The organism is Paenibacillus paludis, assembly GCF_042610515.1.
Lineage (GTDB): Bacteria > Bacillota > Bacilli > Paenibacillales > Paenibacillaceae > Paenibacillus_AQ.
In genome coordinates this window covers 1-17,136 of sequence record NZ_JBGJZP010000014.1, presented here as the reverse complement: position 1 = coordinate 17,136, position 17,136 = coordinate 1, and the positions used below count along the sequence as shown (strand labels likewise).

Here is a 17,136-nt window from a genome sequence, read left to right as displayed (position 1 = left end):
CTTTTTAACACTTATTGACCTATGATCTGATCGGTCTTTCCTTGCAGTTCCACTAGCTTCATAATCACCGAAGCAGCCGCTGCTTTCGTTACCGTCTGCTGTGGATTAAACTTACCGTTGTCATCTTTTAAGAGTCCCAATTTTACAACAAGTGCTACAGCTCCCTTATTGTTTATAGCTGAGCTATCACTGAACTGGCTTACAGTCACGTCTTTATCAAGATAAGCTGTGAGTTTGTTGTATTTCAAAAAATTAGCCAGCAGAACAGCAAGCTGTTCCCGGGTTAATTTACCCTCTACTTGCAGGACTTCATCCTTGCTGATCCACTTACGATCAGCTGAATAATTTACAGCATCATAATATGGATTCTCAGGCTTCACGCCTGCCACTGGTTTTCGCTCATTATTACTATAAAAATTGCTGAAATTCGGATTAGAAGCTTTGGCAAGATAGGTTAACCAATCACCTACAGTTATTTCTTGATCCGGGTTCACTTTACCGTCGGCATCCGGAGTAATGACATGGCGGCTTACTAATTCTGATAATTCTCGCTCTGCTGCGTGGCCTTTAATATCCGTTGCAGATAGTTGAATATCCTGCTGTCCGAGGTATTCATAGACCGCACCCCACTTTCCAGTGGTCGCATCTAGAACTTGATAGAAACCATTAGATTCATCGATGACTGTATCATATACCAGCTTCACCTTTGGTGTGACATAGGTATTATAAGTATTGTATCCACCAACCTGAGTATACTTCAGCTTCGTTTGATATTTAAGTTTATAACTTTCGAGCGCTTCCTTCTTGGAAATTGTAGCTTCAGGCTCTAATGTGATTTCATCGATACCGTTTATCCGATTCCCCATGTAAGAAACCAGTCTGCCGTAAAGATCCAAGCTTAACGTAATGGTACTGTCACTCACAGGAATCCCTTGATGATATCTAATAAACTGGTATCTGTATCCTGATCCGTCTGAAGTCTTACTCAAATTATCTCCGTATTCTACAAGCTTTAGCTTCTGGCTCGCCTGAGGGTATAGACTATTAATTAAACTAAGCGCTTTCACCTTGGCTTCAGCCTCACTAAGCTTCTTCCCTCCAGCTGGAGCTGGTTCTTCTTTCTTAGTTCCTTGAATACCATAGGCTTGAATCTGGTACTGCAATATTTCACCAGTCTTTGCATCTATCTCTGCAGAGGATTGTTCTGGATAGCCAGCACCAATGAACCCTTCATTTCCACTACCACCACCCCAGTATAACTGCCAGATCTTCCGATTCGTATCCTGAAAGTCATTTCTCAAGGTTTGCGAGATCAATTTTCGATCTGCTGGAATATAAGCAACCTTTTCCACAAGCTGTGCCGCTTCTTTTGCAGAAAGCTCTGTATTAGAACTTCTTGCCTGAAAAACATCCTTACTCTTCACCACTTCTGAATACGCAACTTTATTGGATACCCATTCTTTACCTTCATAATCTATCCGCTTGCCCGTCAATGCATCGATAGGATATAGAGTCTGTTCAATTGGACGCCAGCTTAGAATCCAGTTGTTAGGCTTTCCGTTCTTATAAATAGGAGTGTAAAAAAGACCCACATCAAATTGTTCCGCAAATTGCTTTTGTGCTTGTTCCAAGGTAATCTTCGGCACTGCAGACGGATACTCAAGCCCTTGCGAAGACTTAGAGAATTGCGTTACATTTCCGTTGCCATCTACAATTATGTTAATACTATCCGATCCAGAAGGAATACCATTCTTCAAGATACTGAAGTTATATCCATATTGAACAGGGCCGAATAATGTGTTTGTGTAATAATTATAGCCTGCATTCTCTTCTAATTTCAGATCACTGCTCTTAACGGCTGAGGCTGCTTTAACCACAAAAGCTTTTGCGATCTCCAATGCTTGAGTCTTCGATATCTTCGGCGGATAATAGGATTCATTTTTCTCCTGCGAGAATGAGAGGTAGGTATTGATTATATCCCCATTATTGGCGTCTACCTCACTGCTGAAGCCATGCCCGATATTCCCTTCTTGAATCTGCCATTGAATATTCCAGATCATTTGATTAGTTGAAGCCGGATAGCTTTGGCTAGATCCCAGTTGAACATTGTTTACGGTTGCATCTTTTAGGGCTGGAAATAGCTCTCTTAACTTTGCAATGGCTTGCTCCTGTGTAAATTTAGCCTTTGTTGCATCGGCTTCAGAAGCCGTAGTCGAAGTAGGAGTCGCTGATTGCGTACTACCCTGCGTTACCACAGTCTCGCTACTATCAGATATGGTCTCGGCTGCAGCCAAGTCTGGGGGTAACAACAATGCGAGTGCCACTGAAGCGATTAATACCGTTTTAGCTGTTTGATGAACAAAAAGAGCACTATTGCTTTTCAAAAGAATTCATCCTCCTCTAACACGTGATTCATTATTATACCAGATATCCCCTTTCATTTTCCATAATTATTTAACGACAGGAAATTACGACATTTATGTGATGCAAGCTAAAAAAAGCTCCCCTTTGCCTAAACTCGACTAAGGAAAGCTATAGTTATATCTCAAATTAAGTTTAATTCCGCCACTTCATAAACTTATAATCCAGTACATCCACCAACAGGAAGAGCACAAATCCGACCAGGCTGAACAGCATAATGCCCGCGTACATCTCCGGATAATCCAGCCGCAGCCAGGCATCCATAATGAAAAAGCCCATGCCATGCTCCGTCCCGTAAATCTCAGTGAAGAACAGCACGGAAATCGCAGTCCCTAGTGAAATCCGGATCGTGCTGAGTATAACCGACAATGCGCCCGGCAGCGTCACATTCCAGAACTTCTGCCCCGCACTTGCACCGATGCTGGTTAGCACATCGTAGGTGCTGTCAGGAATCGCCTTGACTCCGTCGCGCACGGAGATGATGACCTGAAAGAGCAGAATCAGCATAATCATCAGCACTTTGGAGGTTTCGCCAAGACCGAAGAACAGCATCACCACAGGCAGCAAAGCAATCTTGGGAATGGGATAGGTCAGGTACACGACCGGATCAAGCAGCCTGTTCCAGACCGGTGAGCGGCCCATCAGCAGGCCGATCAGCAGACCAATCACCAGCGCCAGTGCAACACCTTCAAAGATCCGCAGCAGACTATAGCCGACATTCAGCAGAACCTCCCTGGCCCCCAAATGAAACATCGCGTTATACACGGAGCCGGGGCTGGGCAGGATGGAATGATTCATCAGCAGATAGGCGATATACCAGATGATATTCATACACAGGAATACTAACAACAAACGCAATACGTGATGAAGCCGCTGTTTTTTCACCATTTCTCCTGCATTACCTTTCTGATTTGCTTGGTCTGCTCGAAAAACTCATTACTGTCCCGCTTGTCCTCATGCTTCATGCCGAACACTGCGGTATTGTCGAGAATTTCCGGGGTGTGCTGTTTGACCGATGGCATGACGATAATTTTCTGGCCCAGCAGAATCGCTTCTTCCACATCATGGGTCACAAACAGTGTCGTAGCCGGGTGAGCCAGCCAATTGTCCAGGAAAATCTGCTGCAGCGCTTCGCGCGTAATGACATCGAGCGCTGAAAAAGGCTCGTCCAGCAGCAGGATCGTCGGCAGAATGGCAAATGCCCGGGCAATCGCTACCCTCTGCTGCTGGCCGCCGCTCAGCGAAAGCGGATAACGGTCACTCAACTCGGAAATCCCCATCGATGTCAGCCATTGATGAATCTGCGTTTCCCGTTCTTGCTTGCTGCCGCCCGCAGGCCTGGTAATCTTCATCGCAATTCGAATGTTGTCATGAACGGTCTTCCAGGGCAGCAGACCGTAGTTCTGCGGAACAAGGCCAATCAGTGTTTCTTTGTCATGCACGGATTTCCCGTTGAACAGCAGCTCGCCCTGATAACCCGGCAGCAAACCGGCAATCGCCCGCAGCAGTGTAGATTTACCGCTGCCCGAGGGGCCGATTATCGTATAAATGCCATGCTGCGGCAAGTCCAGATTGACTTGTCCCAGAGCCAGTTGTCCGTTTTTATATTCAACTTGAAGCTCTTTAATGCGGAGTCCGCTACTTCTTAAACTGGACATCGGAGATCACTTCTTCAGCCGATATATTTTTGGTCAGCAGGCCTTTTTCCCGTGCCCAGGCAAATGCCGCCTCAACTTCCTTCACATCCACCTGATAGGCAGGCAGGTACTCAGGGACTTTAATTTCATCCTTCAGTGTATCTGGATAGCCTACTTCTTTGATAATAAGATCAATATATTCCGATTGGTCGTGGGATTTCATATATTCCACTGCCTCATCATAGGCCGTGTACATATCGCGGATGGCTTGTCCCTTGGCTTCGATCGCACTTTGCGGGAACGCCAGCACGAACGGATTCACGCCTGCCGATACCGTAGAGCTAAGTACGCGCAGTCCGGAGGTTTTGCCCATGGTAACGAATGGTTCGGGCAGAACAGCCGCATCGGCTTTTTTATTCTTGAGCAGCTCCAGCCGCGTCGGAATTTGCGGAACCTCGGTTACTGTAATATCCTCTTCCGTCAGACCTGCCTGTTTCAGCATCATGGCAACGGTATATTGGGTAGAGGTATTCTTGGACAGAATGACCGTTTTGCCCTTCAGATCCTTCACTTCCTGGATCTCGTCATTCCCGGTCAGCAGATCAAACTCACCTGTTGTTGTACTGGTAATCTTCACGTCCAGACCGGCCTCGTTGTAGATGGAAATCGCCACCAGATCAGCGCTCAACCCGTCCACCTTGCCGGCTTGGAAGGCCACATCACGGTCCTTGGCACTCTTAAAGGTCTGGATATCCAGATTGACGTTATGTTTCTTGTCGAAACCTTGCTCGTGGGCAATGATGAAAGGAATGGCATCAATTGAAGGCAGCAGACCAAGCGACACCGTAACCGCTTCAGCCGGTGTATTCGTGTTCGCCTTTGCTTCCCCTGCAGCGGCTCCTGTATTTTTCGACACAGTATTATTGCTTGAAGTTCCGCAGCCAGCGGCAACCATACTGACCGCAGCGACCAGCATAAACAGCATCATTACTTGTTTCCAGTTTTTTCTTTCCATGAATCTCGTAGCCTCCATCTCTTTTTCTAGTACTCTTGACATGCGCATTAATTCACATATAGGCATGCAAAAACCGTCATGCTCCCCCATGAAGCATTAAGTAATTGCAATTTTACACCCATTGTCCTATTTTGTATATTTATAAATTGAAATAAATCGTAAACAAGCTCTCCTATGAATATTTCCCGTAGTCTTTAATAGTGACTTTCGTCTGGCACTCCACCTCAATTTCAGGATATACCTCTCACCAATTCAGAGCCTTCCACTCCTTGTAGGACAAGCTGTTTCTGACATGCACACCGATTCCGAAACTGTCTACGTTATACTGCTGCATTTGCTGCACCATTTTCTGGGCTCTGGCTGTAATATATTCTGAGATCTGCTTCTCCAATTCATTTCTGTCCTTTTCCTCATTCAGCTTCTGCTTACCGGTGTATTCAAGCACCGAACCCTGGATGGAGGCAGAGAGATCAATTTTAAAACGTCCATCCTCCAGATGGTGCACTTTGATCTTACGCTTGTTTAACAAGGAGCTGAACATGACAACGACCTTTTTGCCGTCCTCTTGCCCTAAATTGATTGCGATTTCGCCTTGTCTCAGATCATCACGGAATAGGCCGAAGATAATCCCGTCCTCAGCCGAAATTTTCGTAACATAACGGTCCTCCTGAAACAAAGCAATCCCGTCAATGAGTACCTTGTTCCCGGCATCCTTCACTATGGGAGTAACGGGATCAATACCGTCATCGTTGTAATCCCTGGAAAACTCATAAAAAGTCGTTGCCGGGATGCTGTTGCCGGCAGCCTCTTTCTCCAGCATATGGGTTATATAACGTCCGGTATCTGTATGCGGCTTGAAATTTTTGGTCAATAGCTCTCCGGCATCACCTTCAACAACAGTTATTCTGACGCCGAGCGCGATGGAAGGATCGCGCAGCAGGGTGTCGATATAATCCTCCACACCTGCTTTTGCCAGCTTCGCTCCGAACAAGGAATCTCTTAGCTGTCCGCTGACTACCTTCAGGTCGGTCTGCCTGGAGAAATCCAGCCGGGCTTCCTTGATGCTGTCCACTTCCGCACTCAGCAGTTCCCGGCGGATGGTGGAGTTAGGATCAATTACCGGAACGCAGGAGGTCACCTTTAACTTGTTATTTTCCAACAGATCATAGCTCGATGTCTGCACCATGCCCAGCTTTTCGAGAATCCGTTCATCGCTTTTACAGCCGGTTAACAGCAGCAAAACAGCCATTGAAATGAACAGCTTATTATTCATGAGAGCTCCTCGCTTTTCCCTGAATTAACAACACTATAAGTAATAGGATCGGAAACCCAAAGGCAATTCCGACTGCCGCATAACCCAGATTGGTGATCCAGACGTTAACCTGATCCAAAGTCTTCGGGATAAAAGAGATAGCGTAGGAAACAGCCATCATTACAAATACCAGTACCGTTGTCTTTAACTTGGGTACGATTCTCTTTACAGCCTCCTCTGCTGCCCACCAGTACATCACGACAGTCATCAGAATTAAAAAGAGAAAAAAGCCGTAGAGCAAATTTTCCAGCCGCTCAATGAATGGAAGCTGGATATAGGCCAGCAAATCAAGCACGGGATACAGCAGTCTTTTCAACTGGCCCAGGCTGAAGAAGCCGAAACAAATAAGAGCGAGACAGAGGTAGCTCAGGGATAACATGGCGTTGCCGACATAGATGGCGGCCATCGACTTTTTCGTTTTTTCCACGTAAGGAAACAGCAGAATGGACAGCTCATAACCCAAAAATGCGGCATACACTTCTATTCCCCCTTTAACCTGGTCATGTCCACCCTGGAGAATGAACGGAGTGAATCTCTCCCAGCGGAAGGCTGGAAAAAACCACAGCAGCAGCAGGAACATCCATGTCATCATCCAGAAAAAAAGCGTTGCTGTTTTGGATATCGAATAAATCCCTTTGATAAGTATTAGAAAAAGAAGGATGTCCATAGCAAACTTGAAGATCATCGGATTCGTAGTCGGGAAAGAGAGCATCTGAAATAAAAGCACATATTTTTTCCCGATCATGCAGCCGAAGATCAACCAGACAGACGCTAAGCCTATGTAAAAAGGATAGAGTATCCACTTAGGAATAGACTGTTCCATGATTTCAAAGACGGAGCGTCCCTTGCCCAGCCGAAAGACCAGAGAAATCAAAAAAATATTAAATGACGACACCAGGAAACAGGGAATCAGAACCAGCCAGCCGTTCGTACCAAAATAGTCGGCCAGACTACGCGGTAACGTAAACATCACGATCCCGGCCTGTGTCATATACACGAGAACTGTAATATGAAAGGGGCGAAGTTTGTCCATCATAGCCTGCCGTTCCTACTTTCTGTTTTTTTGCCTGACCGGATTGGACGTTTGTGCCTGTGAGGGCCGGGTTCTTAACATAGAGAATGGCGCGCGGATAAATACATCCTTCCAGTCACCAGATTTCATAGGTGCTATAGGAATCATATAGGATGAGCCCAGGCTGGTCAGGCTGGATAGGTGAATCACAATTAGAGCGATCCCCATCACAAGTCCCATATTCCCCCATATTCCGGCAAGAATGATAATCCCGAAGCGGATCAGACGGATGGAGGCACTCATCATATAGCTGGGAATGACAAAAGAGGCGATAGCGGATGAAGCAACAGCAATAATAAGCACATTACTGGTCAGTCCGGCCTGCACTGCCGCTTGTCCGATAACAATACCGCCTACGATCCCGATCGTTTGTCCGATCTTGGTAGGAAGACGCGCACCCGCCTCCCTCAGCAGTTCAATCATGATCTCCATAAGCAGCGCCTCATATACAGGTGGAAAGGGCACCTTATTGCGCGATTCCGCCAGCGTTCTCAGCAGCGCTTCGGGAATCATCTCGTAATGAAAGGTGGTTACGGATACATACATGGATGTAAAAGTGATCGTAATGACCAGAGCCAGTAATCTCAATAGCCGCAGAGCCGTCCCCAAAGTCCAGCGTTGGTAGTAATCATCCGGGGAGGAGAAAAATTCAAAAAAAGCGGCCGGAGCACTGATGACTGTCGGGCTGTTGTCAATAATCGTGATGATCCGCCCGGCAGCCAGCTTGGATACAGCAACATCCGGCCTTTCCGTGGTCAAAAATTGGGGGAACACCGAATTCGGCCTATCTTCGATGAATTGGGTCAACGTGCCCCCGTCATTAATTGCATCTGTTTCTATTCCTTGAATCCGCCGCTCCAGGTCCTCAACAAAGGCCAGATTGGCAATATCCTGAATGTAAAGAACATACACACTTGTTTTGGAAATTTCTCCGATAGAATACTTCCTGATTTTTAAATGTGAGCTTTTTATTCTGCTGCGGATTAAGGAGAGATTTGTTAAGGCTGACTCCACAAAAGCATCGTGGGGACCCGCGATAATGGTTTCCGTCTCCGATTGCTGAACATTGCGGGCCTCCGGTTTATAAGCATTCAATAAATAAATGCTGTCCCGGTGAGAGACAGCGACACAGCCCTCCAGGATGCCGATAACCGCCGCTTTGCTATCAGTCACTTGAAGGAATTGCGACTGCGTGAACAGTTGTTCGGCTTCTTGAAGCTGAATGCGGGAAAACGGCTCCAGAATTTCTTTGATGAACAGGGTATTGTCCACAATAGCTGGAAAGTACACAATATCCGTCTGGATCTCCGGAAAGGTCCGGTGAATCAAATCGGCACATTGATCAAATTCTTTAAGAATATGTCCGAGCGTAAGAGTATTCTGCGGGCTTGAATCCATAATATTAACCACGCCTTCACCATAATATTTAAGGTAGTATCCCCAAAATTTTCATTGATATTTATGAATGCGCAGGAAACGGATGCTCTGAATCGAAGGTGTCTCCTGCACAGAGACATTACTCTTTCAGGAAGATACAAAACCTTTTAAATATCTATTTCCAGCTATAAATTTTGTCTTTTTCCCGTGGACACCTCTTTTAAAATCAGATCAGTCATGCTATAATGTAAGCGTAACCAAAGCAATAAAAATCTATTGATTTCATCGCTCAAGGAGGATGAAGGAAATGCTTGAAGGACTAAAGGAAATTAAGAATTGGGTATCCGGTATTTGGCAGCCATGGACCGTTTCAGGAGAGGAAGATTACCGGAACATGGAATACACCGTGCAGCGGCATCTGCACACGCCGCAAACCCCGAGCCCGCTTACTTATGAACAAGAGTCACGCATTAAGACCATCAAATATCACTAGCCACATCAGCTTTCAGATACAGCTTGACTAACCTGCTTATGAAATAAGGCCGCCATATCCGGGACTTAAGCTTCCGGAGCTGACGGCCTTTTATTTACGTTTCCAATTATAACTTCCAATCCTCATCATCATCATGCCGTAGATCGATCTGCTCCCCGGTCGGGTTCACAAGGTAAACCGTATCAGGGGCCTTGTCGAGGCTCCTGCCGCTGACCAGCACATGGTAATCCTCTTCCACCGCATATTTACGGATGTATAATCCCGAACCCACATCTTCGAAAGGATAGCCCTCAAAGTCTGTCCACGCCAGATCTTCACCTTGCTGTGCCAACGAGCGCACCTTGTCCATGGATAATACGGTATCTTCCCCACTGCCCTGCTTGCTGTCACAGGCCGTAAATGTACTCAATATAACGAGTAACATCAAAGTTATTATGCCATGCTTATTTGTCATCACCCGTAACCCCGCTTTCGTTGTGAAATTGATATTATTATAAATTTTACCATGCCAACTCCATTCTCCATAACAAAAAACCTCCCCTCATCCCTAAGGATAAAAGAAGGCTTAAACTCGTTACTTCCGAAGCAATTGTGTTGATGGGTGGTCCATTCGCGAGTAGCTATTCTCGTTTCTTTCCAACTGCGCCAAGATAAATAACAAATTCTTCATCACCGTCTAATTCTAAAATCTCATCAATCAGCTTTTGATCATAAATTCCAATTGCGCAAGCACCTGCACCGATAGATTCACTGGATAAATAAAGGTTTTGGCATACATGTCCAACATCGATGAGGATTTTTTTGTGAGCTGAAATATCATACTTCCATTCGGAGCGATATGGTGTTGTACTCCATGCAAACAGGACAGAAGCCTTTTTTGCAAAGTTAGGGACAAATGGCTGATCTAAAGTTATAGCATCAATCTTCTGTTCAAGTTCATCTAATTCAAACATAAATAATAGCTTATGTTCGACAGGAAGGTATCTGTAGATTCCTTGTTGAATGCCTTCTACCCGCATAATAATTAAATAGGTTTCAAATGTGTGTGTCGCCCCACTGCAGGGTACAGTTCGCAGCGTAAGTCCGTTCTTATTAATACCAGTAATCCCTTGAGTAGCCCATAATAAATAGGATAACTCGTCCAGACTTAAAGTTTCCGCAGAATAAAACCTTGTACTTCTTCTTTGATTTATACAATCAAAAATGTTTTCATTACACACAACGTCTTTGCTGACCTTTGGCAGATCAATAATTAGTGATTTCGAATGGGCGGGCTTAACAATGGGTGGTTGTGCAAGTCCTTTGATCTTATCTGTTTTTATATGTTTAAATTCATCAAAATTAGATTTTAGAAAGCGCCTTTGTGGTTCGTATCTTGTCATAACAGATCCTCCTGAATTACCTTAATAGCTTTAATTTATCATCTCATATAAATTAGTTTGTGATCTAACTCACTATTCAGTTGTTTTGGTGAGTAAACAAAAAACCTCCCCTCACCCCAAAGGGTAAAAGAAGGCTTAAACGCATTCATCACTGCGAAAGCACGGCAGCTATATTTTCAGCTCCCCAAGCTTGATCAGCTCGACAACCGCTTGCGAACGGCCTTTTACGTTTAGTTTTTGCATGACGTTTGAGATGTGGTTTGAAGTACACCAACTAAAATCAATTCAAATGCATCACGTCTCAAAGTAATCCAAATAAAACCGTTTAATCTGATGTCCCAGTTCATCTTCTACAAGTGATTTTACAAATTTTCTTCTTAGAATCTCCTTATTACTCGAGTTACTAAGTATCTTCTTAATTTCATCTTCACTGAGGTATGGGAACCAATCCAAATTAAATTTCTGATAATCAAAATTATCCTCTTGTATCACTAAATCATAAAAACCATCAATTCCAATAAAGTTAGCGAAAGGCCCTTTATTATTTATTTTGTTATGCCGTAAAAGTTCAACCAAGACTTCTAACTCGCTTCTTAATGGATCAGGATAACTCTTCGCCGAACTGTTTTCAACTTTATTTTTTGTTTGTTGTACTTTTAAAAATAGTTCTTCTTCAAAATCATCAGTTGAAAGTAAAACACCACCATCACAGGCTGCACCATATATTTTAACATCAAAATTCCTTAAGCATCTATGCTATACTAAAAATATGATAAACCAAGCGAGGTGAAGCCGATGAAATGGGGAGAAATTACGGAATTGCACCCAGGTCGCTTTGTACTGGTGGAAGCAATCAAGGCAAGCTCCAGCAACCGTGTGCGTCAATTAGAGGATATGGCGGTCATTCAAGACTACGATAATCCCGAGGAGGCATGGAGCGGTTATAAAGAGCTTCACAAGCTACATCCGACTCGTGAGCTGTATGTATTTCATACGAGCAGAAGCGATGTCGAGGTTGTCGAGGAATTTTTCTCAGGAGTACGGCAACGGATATGAAGTTACAATTACAATATGGCTTGCCTATCGTTTCCTTGACTTTAGCTCAATATGACAATTCAATTGTTCTGCATAATGTTCTATTTGATACAGGCTGTGCGGCAACTGTTTTTGATTCCGATGCATTAGCTGCAATAGGTATCCACATTGATTTTATAAATGGGCGAGCCAAGCGGATGTATGGGGTAGGAGGAACGAGCGAAATTTGCTATGAGCAGCAGATTCCTGACTTTTGCATTGAACATATTACTTTGACGGATTTCCCCATTCAGCTTGGTTCGATTCAAGAGCCTTATGGCTTTGACGGAATTGTTGGCATTGATTTTATGATGAGAGCCAAATGCAAGGTGGATTTTGAAACCATGACTATTAAGTTTGAGAATTAGACCGGGCAACGCTTACCCTCAAGGGACAGCAATCGCTTGGTCTATTTGTATTTTATTCACATTCCACTTATATCTGAAACAAAAAACCTCCCCTCACCCCAAAGGGTAAAAGAAGGCTTAAACGCATTCATCACTGCGAAAGCACGGCAGCTATATTTTCAGCTCCCCAAGCTTGATCAGCTCGACAACCGCTTGCGAACGGCCTTTTACGTTTAGTTTTTGCATGACGTTTGAGATGTGGTTGCGGACGGTTTTTTCGCTGATGAATAACAATCCGGCAATATCCCGTGTTGTTTTGTCCTGCACGAGAAGCTCGAATACTTCGCGCTCACGATGCGTCAACAGAAATTTGCTATGATGTTCGTTCCCTTTCAATGGTGTCACCCCTCCTTGCTCGGGTTTGTTTGGTATAACAAGGTAAAGGGATACAGTCAAATCATACTATGTATGGGGCATGTTAATGGTGCTGCTGCTGCTCTAAAATGGGCAGTAGCGGAGAAAGGAATCAAGGACAAGGCGTCCCATAAAAAAACCGCCTCTAGGCGGCAAAATAACAGGCATCACCGGTCCGTCACGCCCTTTCGGTAACGCCGGTTTATCCGGTAAGCTGTTGCAACCCCAGTGTAATTTATGAAATGGATTCCATAGCAAGCGTTTTTATTCGGGAGGTTTCCCAGGGGAGATGTGATAAAATAAAATCATTATACCCCTGACTCAGGAGGCTGCTGCGCCGATGGCCAATATAAAAGAAATCGCCCGCATCGCCGGTGTTTCTGTAACAACCGTGTCGCGAGTGCTTAATAATCATCCTTATGTCAGCAAAGACAAAAGAGCCGCTGTGCTTGATACCATAGAACAGTTAAACTACACGCGGAATATGAATGCCGTGCATCTGATTACCGGCCGTACCGGTGCCGTTGCGGTGATCCTGCCGTTTATCAACTTCTTTTATTTCTCCATTGTCATGGACGGCCTTGCTCATGAGGCACTGCTCGCGCAGTACCGGCTGATTCTCTGCCAGACCAATTATTCACCCGAGGAAGAGCTTAAGGTGCTTGAAATGCTGCGCAATAAAGAAATTGACGGCGTCGTTATCGTATCCACAGCACTTCAGCCCGAAGTCATTGAGGAATACACCGCCTACGGTCCGATTGTAACCTGCCAGAACAGCGGGGAACGCCGTTTCTCCTCTGTGTATATTGAGCATTACGCTGCTTTCCGTCACGGCCTGCAGTATTTGATTGGCAAAGGATACCGTAAAATCGGCTACTGCGAAGGCAGACAGAATGGCAGCAGCTCCTCCATCCGCCAATCCGCATTCCGTGAGTTTCTTGCCGAGAACAAGCTGCCGTTTCAGGAAGCGTGGATGATCTACGACTGTATGACCGAAGAACACGGGGCGGCCGCAGCGCGCTCGCTGCTTGAGATGCGGGTGCGGCCTGATGCGGTTATCGTTTCCGGCGACCATGTTGCAGCCGGACTGATAATCGAGTCACGCAAGCATGGGCTGCGCATTCCTGAAGATCTGGCAGTCATGGGCTTTGACAATCAGCCGATCGGACGGCTGCTGGAGATCACTACAATTGATAATCAGCTATACGAGATGGGGGCCTCCGCCTTCCGGATTATCCATGAACAGATCCGCGGGGACAGTACGCTCCCGGTGTACCGCAAGCTGGCATACCGGATTATTGAGCGCTCTACGGTTTAAAGGAAGCCTTTCTGAATTGCCTATACCAGCAGCTCATATACGATTAAATACTTGATCGCATCCCATCAGCAGCTTTCCTGGTGCCTAGATGCGCTTTGCTTCCGTCCCTGTTTCAGGGGCGGATTTTTATTGCCCTTTTTCAGCTATGATAAATATCACATTTTTATTGACAGCCACTGTGCAGGGATTTATGATAATTCCAGCATAATTGATAACGATTATCATTTGCATACAAGTTCTTACAATAGAAAAAGGGGTGTTTTGATTGAAATTTAGTTACGCTGTTCCCGCCGGGCTGCTGGCTGCTTCCATTCTGTTTGCCGGCTGCAGCGGCAATGAGAACAATAATAATACGGATAACAACAATGAGGCTGCGGTAAATGGCAGCGCAGTTACAGCCGCTCCGGTTACTACGGCTGATGCCACCGCTACTACAGCTGCCGCCGATTTTTCTTCAGCCATTGAGCAATACCGGACCTACGTCATTGAACAATGCGACGAATTCGTCAAGCAGACGGAAAACTTTACGAACGCCGTCAAAGCAGGAAGTCTCGACGAAGCGAAGGCGCTGTATGCCCCGGCCCGTATGTACTATGAGCGGATTGAACCGATTGCCGAAGCGCTCGGAGATCTTGATCCCAATATCGATGCCCGTGAAAATGATGTGGATGCGGCCGAATGGCGCGGTTTTCATAAAATCGAACAGGCCCTCTGGCAAAACAGCACAACTGACGGCATGACTGAAGTCGCCGACCGGTTGCTGAAGGATGCCCAGCTCCTGCGCGCCAAGGTGGAAACAGCAGAGATTGATGCGAATCTGCTCGTTACCGGTGCAGTCGAACTGCTGAACGAAGTCTCTTCCTCCAAAGTGACTGGCGAGGAAGAACGTTATTCACACACGGATTTGTATGATTTTGTCGCCAATGTAGAAGGTGCGCAAAAAATCTACGAGCTGCTGAAACCCGAGCTTGCCAAAAAGGATCCAGAGCTCGAACAGACCATCGGCGAACGGTTTACGGCACTACTGGATGAACTCGCTCCATTTAAATCAGGTGACGGCTATGTCTCCTACGAAACACTCAAGGAAGACGAAGTGCGTAAGCTGAGCCAGAATCTGGATGCCTTAGCTGAACCGTTGTCCAACATGGGGACTATTCTAGGAGTGTGAGCAGATGAAAAAGCAGCCTGAGGAAGAATTCAAAAGTGAGCAAATGTTAAATAAAAAGCTAAGCCGACGTGATATGCTGCGGCTTACCGGCGCCTCCGGGCTCGGCCTGCTGCTGGGCGGCACAGGTGCAGGAGGGCTGATGGCCGCGCGCCAATCCGCTGCCAAAACACCCGCAGCTTCATTGGATCCTGCCGCCGATACCCTCCCGTTCTACGGAGCACACCAGGCCGGGATTATTACACCTGCACAGAACTTTCTGTGCTTTGCGGCGTTTGATCTGACAACAACGAAGCTGGACGATGTGAAAAAGCTGTTGAAGTCATGGACAGAGGCTGCGGCGGCTTTGACCTCCGGCAGTCTGATCGGCAATGTCAACGACAATCCCAATCTTCCGCCGTCCGATACCGGAGAAGCCGATGGCCTGACCCCCTCCCGGTGTACGCTAACGTTTGGGGTTGGACCGGCTTTTTTTGATGGACGATTTGGGTTAGCCCCGAAACGTCCATCTTCACTTGCCGACCTCCCAGCCTTTACGGGAGACAGTCTGGAGCCGCAGTGGTGCGGCGGAGATCTTTGTGTACAGGCTTGTGCTGATGATCTGCAGGTGGCGTTCCACGCCATACGCAATCTCGCACGGATTGCCCGCGGCACAGCCGTGCTGCGCTGGACCCAGGAAGGGTTCCAGCGTACAGCGGGAGCCGATCCGAAAGGAGGCACCCCGCGCAATCTGCTCGGCTTCAAAGACGGAACAGGCAACCCCGATGCTACAGACGATGCCGAAATGCGCAAGGTTGTGTGGACCAGCAGCAGCGATGGACCTGCCTGGATGAATGGCGGCACTTACATGGCTGTACGCCGTGTGCGTTTGCGCATTGAGGTCTGGGACCGCTCGACCTTGAGCGACCAGGAAGCAACCTTTGGACGGCACAGGCACAGCGGCGCACCGATCGGAGCCACTGATGAATTCGCCGAACTTAAACTGGACGCCGCCGATGCTTCCGGCAAGCCCGTCATCCCGCCGGATTCGCATTCCGCGCTGGCCCATGGTGACGGCACGATCAAAATGCTCCGGCGCTCCTACTCCTATTCCAGCGGAATGGATCTTAAAACAGGCCAGCTGGATGCGGGTCTTCTGTTCATCAGCTTCCAGAAGGATCTCATTAAACAGTTCGTCAGCATCCAGCAGCGTCTGTCCAAAAACGACCGGTTGAATGAATATATGGTTCATACCGGCAGCGCGGTATTCGCCTGCTTCCCCGGTGTCCGCGAAGGCGGGTATATCGGCGAAGCCCTGCTGGGCTGAACACGAAAACACAGCATGAGTTAGCAACCAGCATGCTGACAGGCAGATCCGTTCAGCCTTTCCGGATCTGCCTGTCCATTATTGAAAGGGGACACTCCCGATGTTATTTGCTAGACAGTATAAATATGGCTTGCCGCATACAGCGCTCCACCCGGCGAAAGCCAAGGGTAAGCTGGGCCGGGTGCATGAAAGCAGGACGGAATTGGCGCAAGGACACGAGCCGGAGCTGATGCATGAGTACAAGCTGGAAAGCACGGGCACCAAACGGGTGCGGTTGCATGCGCGCGGAGCAAGCCTGGCGCAAGGACGCAAGCCAGGACTGGTGCTCGAGTGCAAGCTGGAAAGCACGCGCACCAAACGGGCGCGGATGTATGAGCGCGGGGCAAGCCTGGCGCAAGGATCTGAGCCAGGGCTGGTGCATGAGTGCAGACTGGAAAGCACGGGCACCAAACGGGTGCGGATGTATGCGCGCGGGGCAAGCCTGGTGCAAGGACCTGAGCCAGAACTGGTGCTCGAGTGCAAGCTGGAAAGCACGGGCACCAAACGGGTGCGGATGTATGCGCGCGGGGCAAGCCTGGCGCAAGGACACGAGCCGGAGCTGATGCATGAGTGCAAGCTGGAAAGCACGGGCACCAAACGGGTGCGGATGTATGAGCGCAGGTTGGTGCCCGCGCTGAAGGCAGCCGTTCTGTTCGGCTGCCTCTTCCTGCTGCTGCTCTGCAAGCCAGCAGCTGCCGCGGCGGCGGATGACGGCCGGCATGACGAGCTGCTGCCCGCAGTTGGCAGCGCGCTCGTCGAAGCCG

17 protein-coding genes and 1 pseudogene are annotated in these 17,136 nt (G+C 47.3%); 7 read left to right on the top strand and 11 right to left on the bottom strand.

Features of this window, described 5'->3' with window-relative positions:
- Window positions 1-11: 11 nt before the first annotated feature.
- The 7 genes from ACAN56_RS23375 to ACAN56_RS23345 all read right to left on the bottom strand — a co-directional run bounded on the left by ACAN56_RS23375 (window position 12) and on the right by ACAN56_RS23345 (window position 8,855).
- Window positions 12-2,384: a YcdB/YcdC domain-containing protein gene (locus tag ACAN56_RS23375; RefSeq protein ID WP_379145934.1), complete on the bottom strand. Its 2,373-nt coding sequence runs from the start codon at window positions 2,382-2,384 to the stop codon at window positions 12-14.
- A 172-nt stretch (window positions 2,385-2,556) separates the two neighbouring features.
- Window positions 2,557-3,309, bottom strand: coding sequence for an ABC transporter permease (locus ACAN56_RS23370; protein ID WP_038595950.1), 753 nt, complete (start codon window positions 3,307-3,309; stop codon window positions 2,557-2,559).
- Window positions 3,303-4,079 (bottom strand): ABC transporter ATP-binding protein, encoded by a 777-nt coding sequence (locus ACAN56_RS23365; RefSeq protein WP_038595953.1) that lies wholly within the window; start codon window positions 4,077-4,079, stop codon window positions 3,303-3,305. Before ACAN56_RS23365 ends, ACAN56_RS23370 begins: the two co-directional genes overlap by 7 nt.
- Window positions 4,060-5,073: an ABC transporter substrate-binding protein gene (locus tag ACAN56_RS23360; RefSeq protein ID WP_379145933.1), complete on the bottom strand. Its 1,014-nt coding sequence runs from the start codon at window positions 5,071-5,073 to the stop codon at window positions 4,060-4,062. The genes ACAN56_RS23365 and ACAN56_RS23360 overlap by 20 nt, the downstream gene beginning before the upstream one ends.
- Window positions 5,074-5,317: 244 nt before the next feature.
- Window positions 5,318-6,346, bottom strand: coding sequence for a Ger(x)C family spore germination protein (locus tag ACAN56_RS23355; RefSeq protein WP_379145932.1), 1,029 nt, complete (start codon window positions 6,344-6,346; stop codon window positions 5,318-5,320).
- Entirely contained in the window at window positions 6,339-7,421 is a 1,083-nt protein-coding gene (locus ACAN56_RS23350; protein WP_340896768.1) for a GerAB/ArcD/ProY family transporter, read from the bottom strand. The genes ACAN56_RS23355 and ACAN56_RS23350 overlap by 8 nt, the downstream gene beginning before the upstream one ends.
- A 12-nt stretch (window positions 7,422-7,433) precedes the next feature.
- Complete coding sequence (locus ACAN56_RS23345) at window positions 7,434-8,855, bottom strand: spore germination protein (RefSeq protein ID WP_379145931.1); 1,422 nt, start codon at window positions 8,853-8,855, stop codon at window positions 7,434-7,436.
- A gap of 286 nt (window positions 8,856-9,141) precedes the next feature.
- Here ACAN56_RS23345 and ACAN56_RS23340 point away from each other — a divergent pair, with 286 nt between their 5' ends.
- Window positions 9,142-9,327, top strand: coding sequence for a hypothetical protein (locus tag ACAN56_RS23340; protein ID WP_038595962.1), 186 nt, complete (start codon window positions 9,142-9,144; stop codon window positions 9,325-9,327).
- A 106-nt stretch (window positions 9,328-9,433) separates the two neighbouring features.
- Here the strand turns inward: ACAN56_RS23340 and ACAN56_RS23335 are convergent, their stop codons facing one another.
- The 3 genes and pseudogenes from ACAN56_RS23335 to ACAN56_RS23325 all read right to left on the bottom strand — a co-directional run.
- A complete protein-coding gene (locus ACAN56_RS23335) occupies window positions 9,434-9,781 on the bottom strand; it encodes a hypothetical protein (RefSeq protein WP_379145930.1) in 348 nt (115 codons plus the stop codon).
- A 166-nt stretch (window positions 9,782-9,947) separates the two neighbouring features.
- Complete coding sequence (locus ACAN56_RS23330; protein ID WP_379145929.1) at window positions 9,948-10,709, bottom strand: SagB/ThcOx family dehydrogenase; 762 nt, start codon at window positions 10,707-10,709, stop codon at window positions 9,948-9,950.
- Window positions 10,710-10,877: 168 nt separating this feature from the next.
- A pseudogene (locus ACAN56_RS23325) lies at window positions 10,878-10,970 on the bottom strand (LuxR C-terminal-related transcriptional regulator); the annotation flags it as partial.
- Between the two features lie 534 nt (window positions 10,971-11,504).
- Here ACAN56_RS23325 and ACAN56_RS23320 point away from each other — a divergent pair.
- Both ACAN56_RS23320 and ACAN56_RS23315 read left to right on the top strand, forming a co-directional pair.
- Window positions 11,505-11,765, top strand: a complete 261-nt coding sequence (locus ACAN56_RS23320) for a hypothetical protein (RefSeq protein WP_038595972.1) — start codon at window positions 11,505-11,507, stop codon at window positions 11,763-11,765.
- Window positions 11,762-12,151 (top strand): pepsin/retropepsin-like aspartic protease family protein, encoded by a 390-nt coding sequence (locus ACAN56_RS23315; protein ID WP_038595975.1) that lies wholly within the window; start codon window positions 11,762-11,764, stop codon window positions 12,149-12,151. The genes ACAN56_RS23320 and ACAN56_RS23315 overlap by 4 nt, the downstream gene beginning before the upstream one ends.
- Before the next feature lie 150 nt (window positions 12,152-12,301).
- Here the strand turns inward: ACAN56_RS23315 and ACAN56_RS23310 are convergent, their stop codons facing one another.
- On the bottom strand, window positions 12,302-12,526 hold the full coding sequence (locus tag ACAN56_RS23310) for a helix-turn-helix domain-containing protein (RefSeq protein WP_019908812.1): 225 nt from the start codon (window positions 12,524-12,526) through the stop codon (window positions 12,302-12,304).
- A gap of 358 nt (window positions 12,527-12,884) precedes the next feature.
- Here ACAN56_RS23310 and ACAN56_RS23305 point away from each other — a divergent pair, with 358 nt between their 5' ends.
- The 4 genes from ACAN56_RS23305 to ACAN56_RS23290 form a co-directional block, all read left to right on the top strand.
- Window positions 12,885-13,862 carry a LacI family DNA-binding transcriptional regulator gene (locus ACAN56_RS23305; RefSeq protein ID WP_379145927.1) on the top strand — a complete coding sequence of 326 codons (978 nt, stop codon included), beginning with the start codon at window positions 12,885-12,887 and terminating at the stop codon, window positions 13,860-13,862.
- Between the two features lie 265 nt (window positions 13,863-14,127).
- A complete protein-coding gene (gene efeO, locus ACAN56_RS23300) occupies window positions 14,128-15,030 on the top strand; it encodes an iron uptake system protein EfeO (RefSeq protein WP_076110782.1) in 903 nt (300 codons plus the stop codon).
- A gap of 4 nt (window positions 15,031-15,034) precedes the next feature.
- On the top strand, window positions 15,035-16,333 hold the full coding sequence (efeB, locus tag ACAN56_RS23295; RefSeq protein ID WP_379145926.1) for an iron uptake transporter deferrochelatase/peroxidase subunit: 1,299 nt from the start codon (window positions 15,035-15,037) through the stop codon (window positions 16,331-16,333).
- 100 nt (window positions 16,334-16,433) lie between these two features.
- Window positions 16,434-17,136: hypothetical protein (locus ACAN56_RS23290; RefSeq protein ID WP_379145924.1), on the top strand; the 703-nt coding region annotated here is incomplete at its 3' end.

Excerpts from the sequence above, each read along its gene's own strand:
- ACAN56_RS23370 (WP_038595950.1), bottom strand. The coding sequence starts at position 3,309 with ATGGTGAAAAAACAGCGGCTTCATCACGTATTGCGTTTGTTGTTAGTA.
- ACAN56_RS23365 (WP_038595953.1), bottom strand. The coding sequence starts at position 4,079 with ATGTCCAGTTTAAGAAGTAGCGGACTCCGCATTAAAGAGCTTCAAGTT.
- ACAN56_RS23360 (WP_379145933.1), bottom strand. The coding sequence starts at position 5,073 with ATGGAAAGAAAAAACTGGAAACAAGTAATGATGCTGTTTATGCTGGTC.
- ACAN56_RS23355 (WP_379145932.1), bottom strand. The coding sequence starts at position 6,346 with ATGAATAATAAGCTGTTCATTTCAATGGCTGTTTTGCTGCTGTTAACC.
- ACAN56_RS23350 (WP_340896768.1), bottom strand. The coding sequence starts at position 7,421 with ATGATGGACAAACTTCGCCCCTTTCATATTACAGTTCTCGTGTATATG.
- ACAN56_RS23345 (WP_379145931.1), bottom strand. The coding sequence starts at position 8,855 with ATGGATTCAAGCCCGCAGAATACTCTTACGCTCGGACATATTCTTAAA.
- ACAN56_RS23340 (WP_038595962.1), top strand. The coding sequence starts at position 9,142 with ATGCTTGAAGGACTAAAGGAAATTAAGAATTGGGTATCCGGTATTTGG.
- ACAN56_RS23335 (WP_379145930.1), bottom strand. The coding sequence starts at position 9,781 with ATGACAAATAAGCATGGCATAATAACTTTGATGTTACTCGTTATATTG.
- ACAN56_RS23330 (WP_379145929.1), bottom strand. The coding sequence starts at position 10,709 with ATGACAAGATACGAACCACAAAGGCGCTTTCTAAAATCTAATTTTGAT.
- ACAN56_RS23320 (WP_038595972.1), top strand. The coding sequence starts at position 11,505 with ATGAAATGGGGAGAAATTACGGAATTGCACCCAGGTCGCTTTGTACTG.
- ACAN56_RS23315 (WP_038595975.1), top strand. The coding sequence starts at position 11,762 with ATGAAGTTACAATTACAATATGGCTTGCCTATCGTTTCCTTGACTTTA.
- ACAN56_RS23305 (WP_379145927.1), top strand. The coding sequence starts at position 12,885 with ATGGCCAATATAAAAGAAATCGCCCGCATCGCCGGTGTTTCTGTAACA.
- efeB (WP_379145926.1), top strand. The coding sequence starts at position 15,035 with ATGAAAAAGCAGCCTGAGGAAGAATTCAAAAGTGAGCAAATGTTAAAT.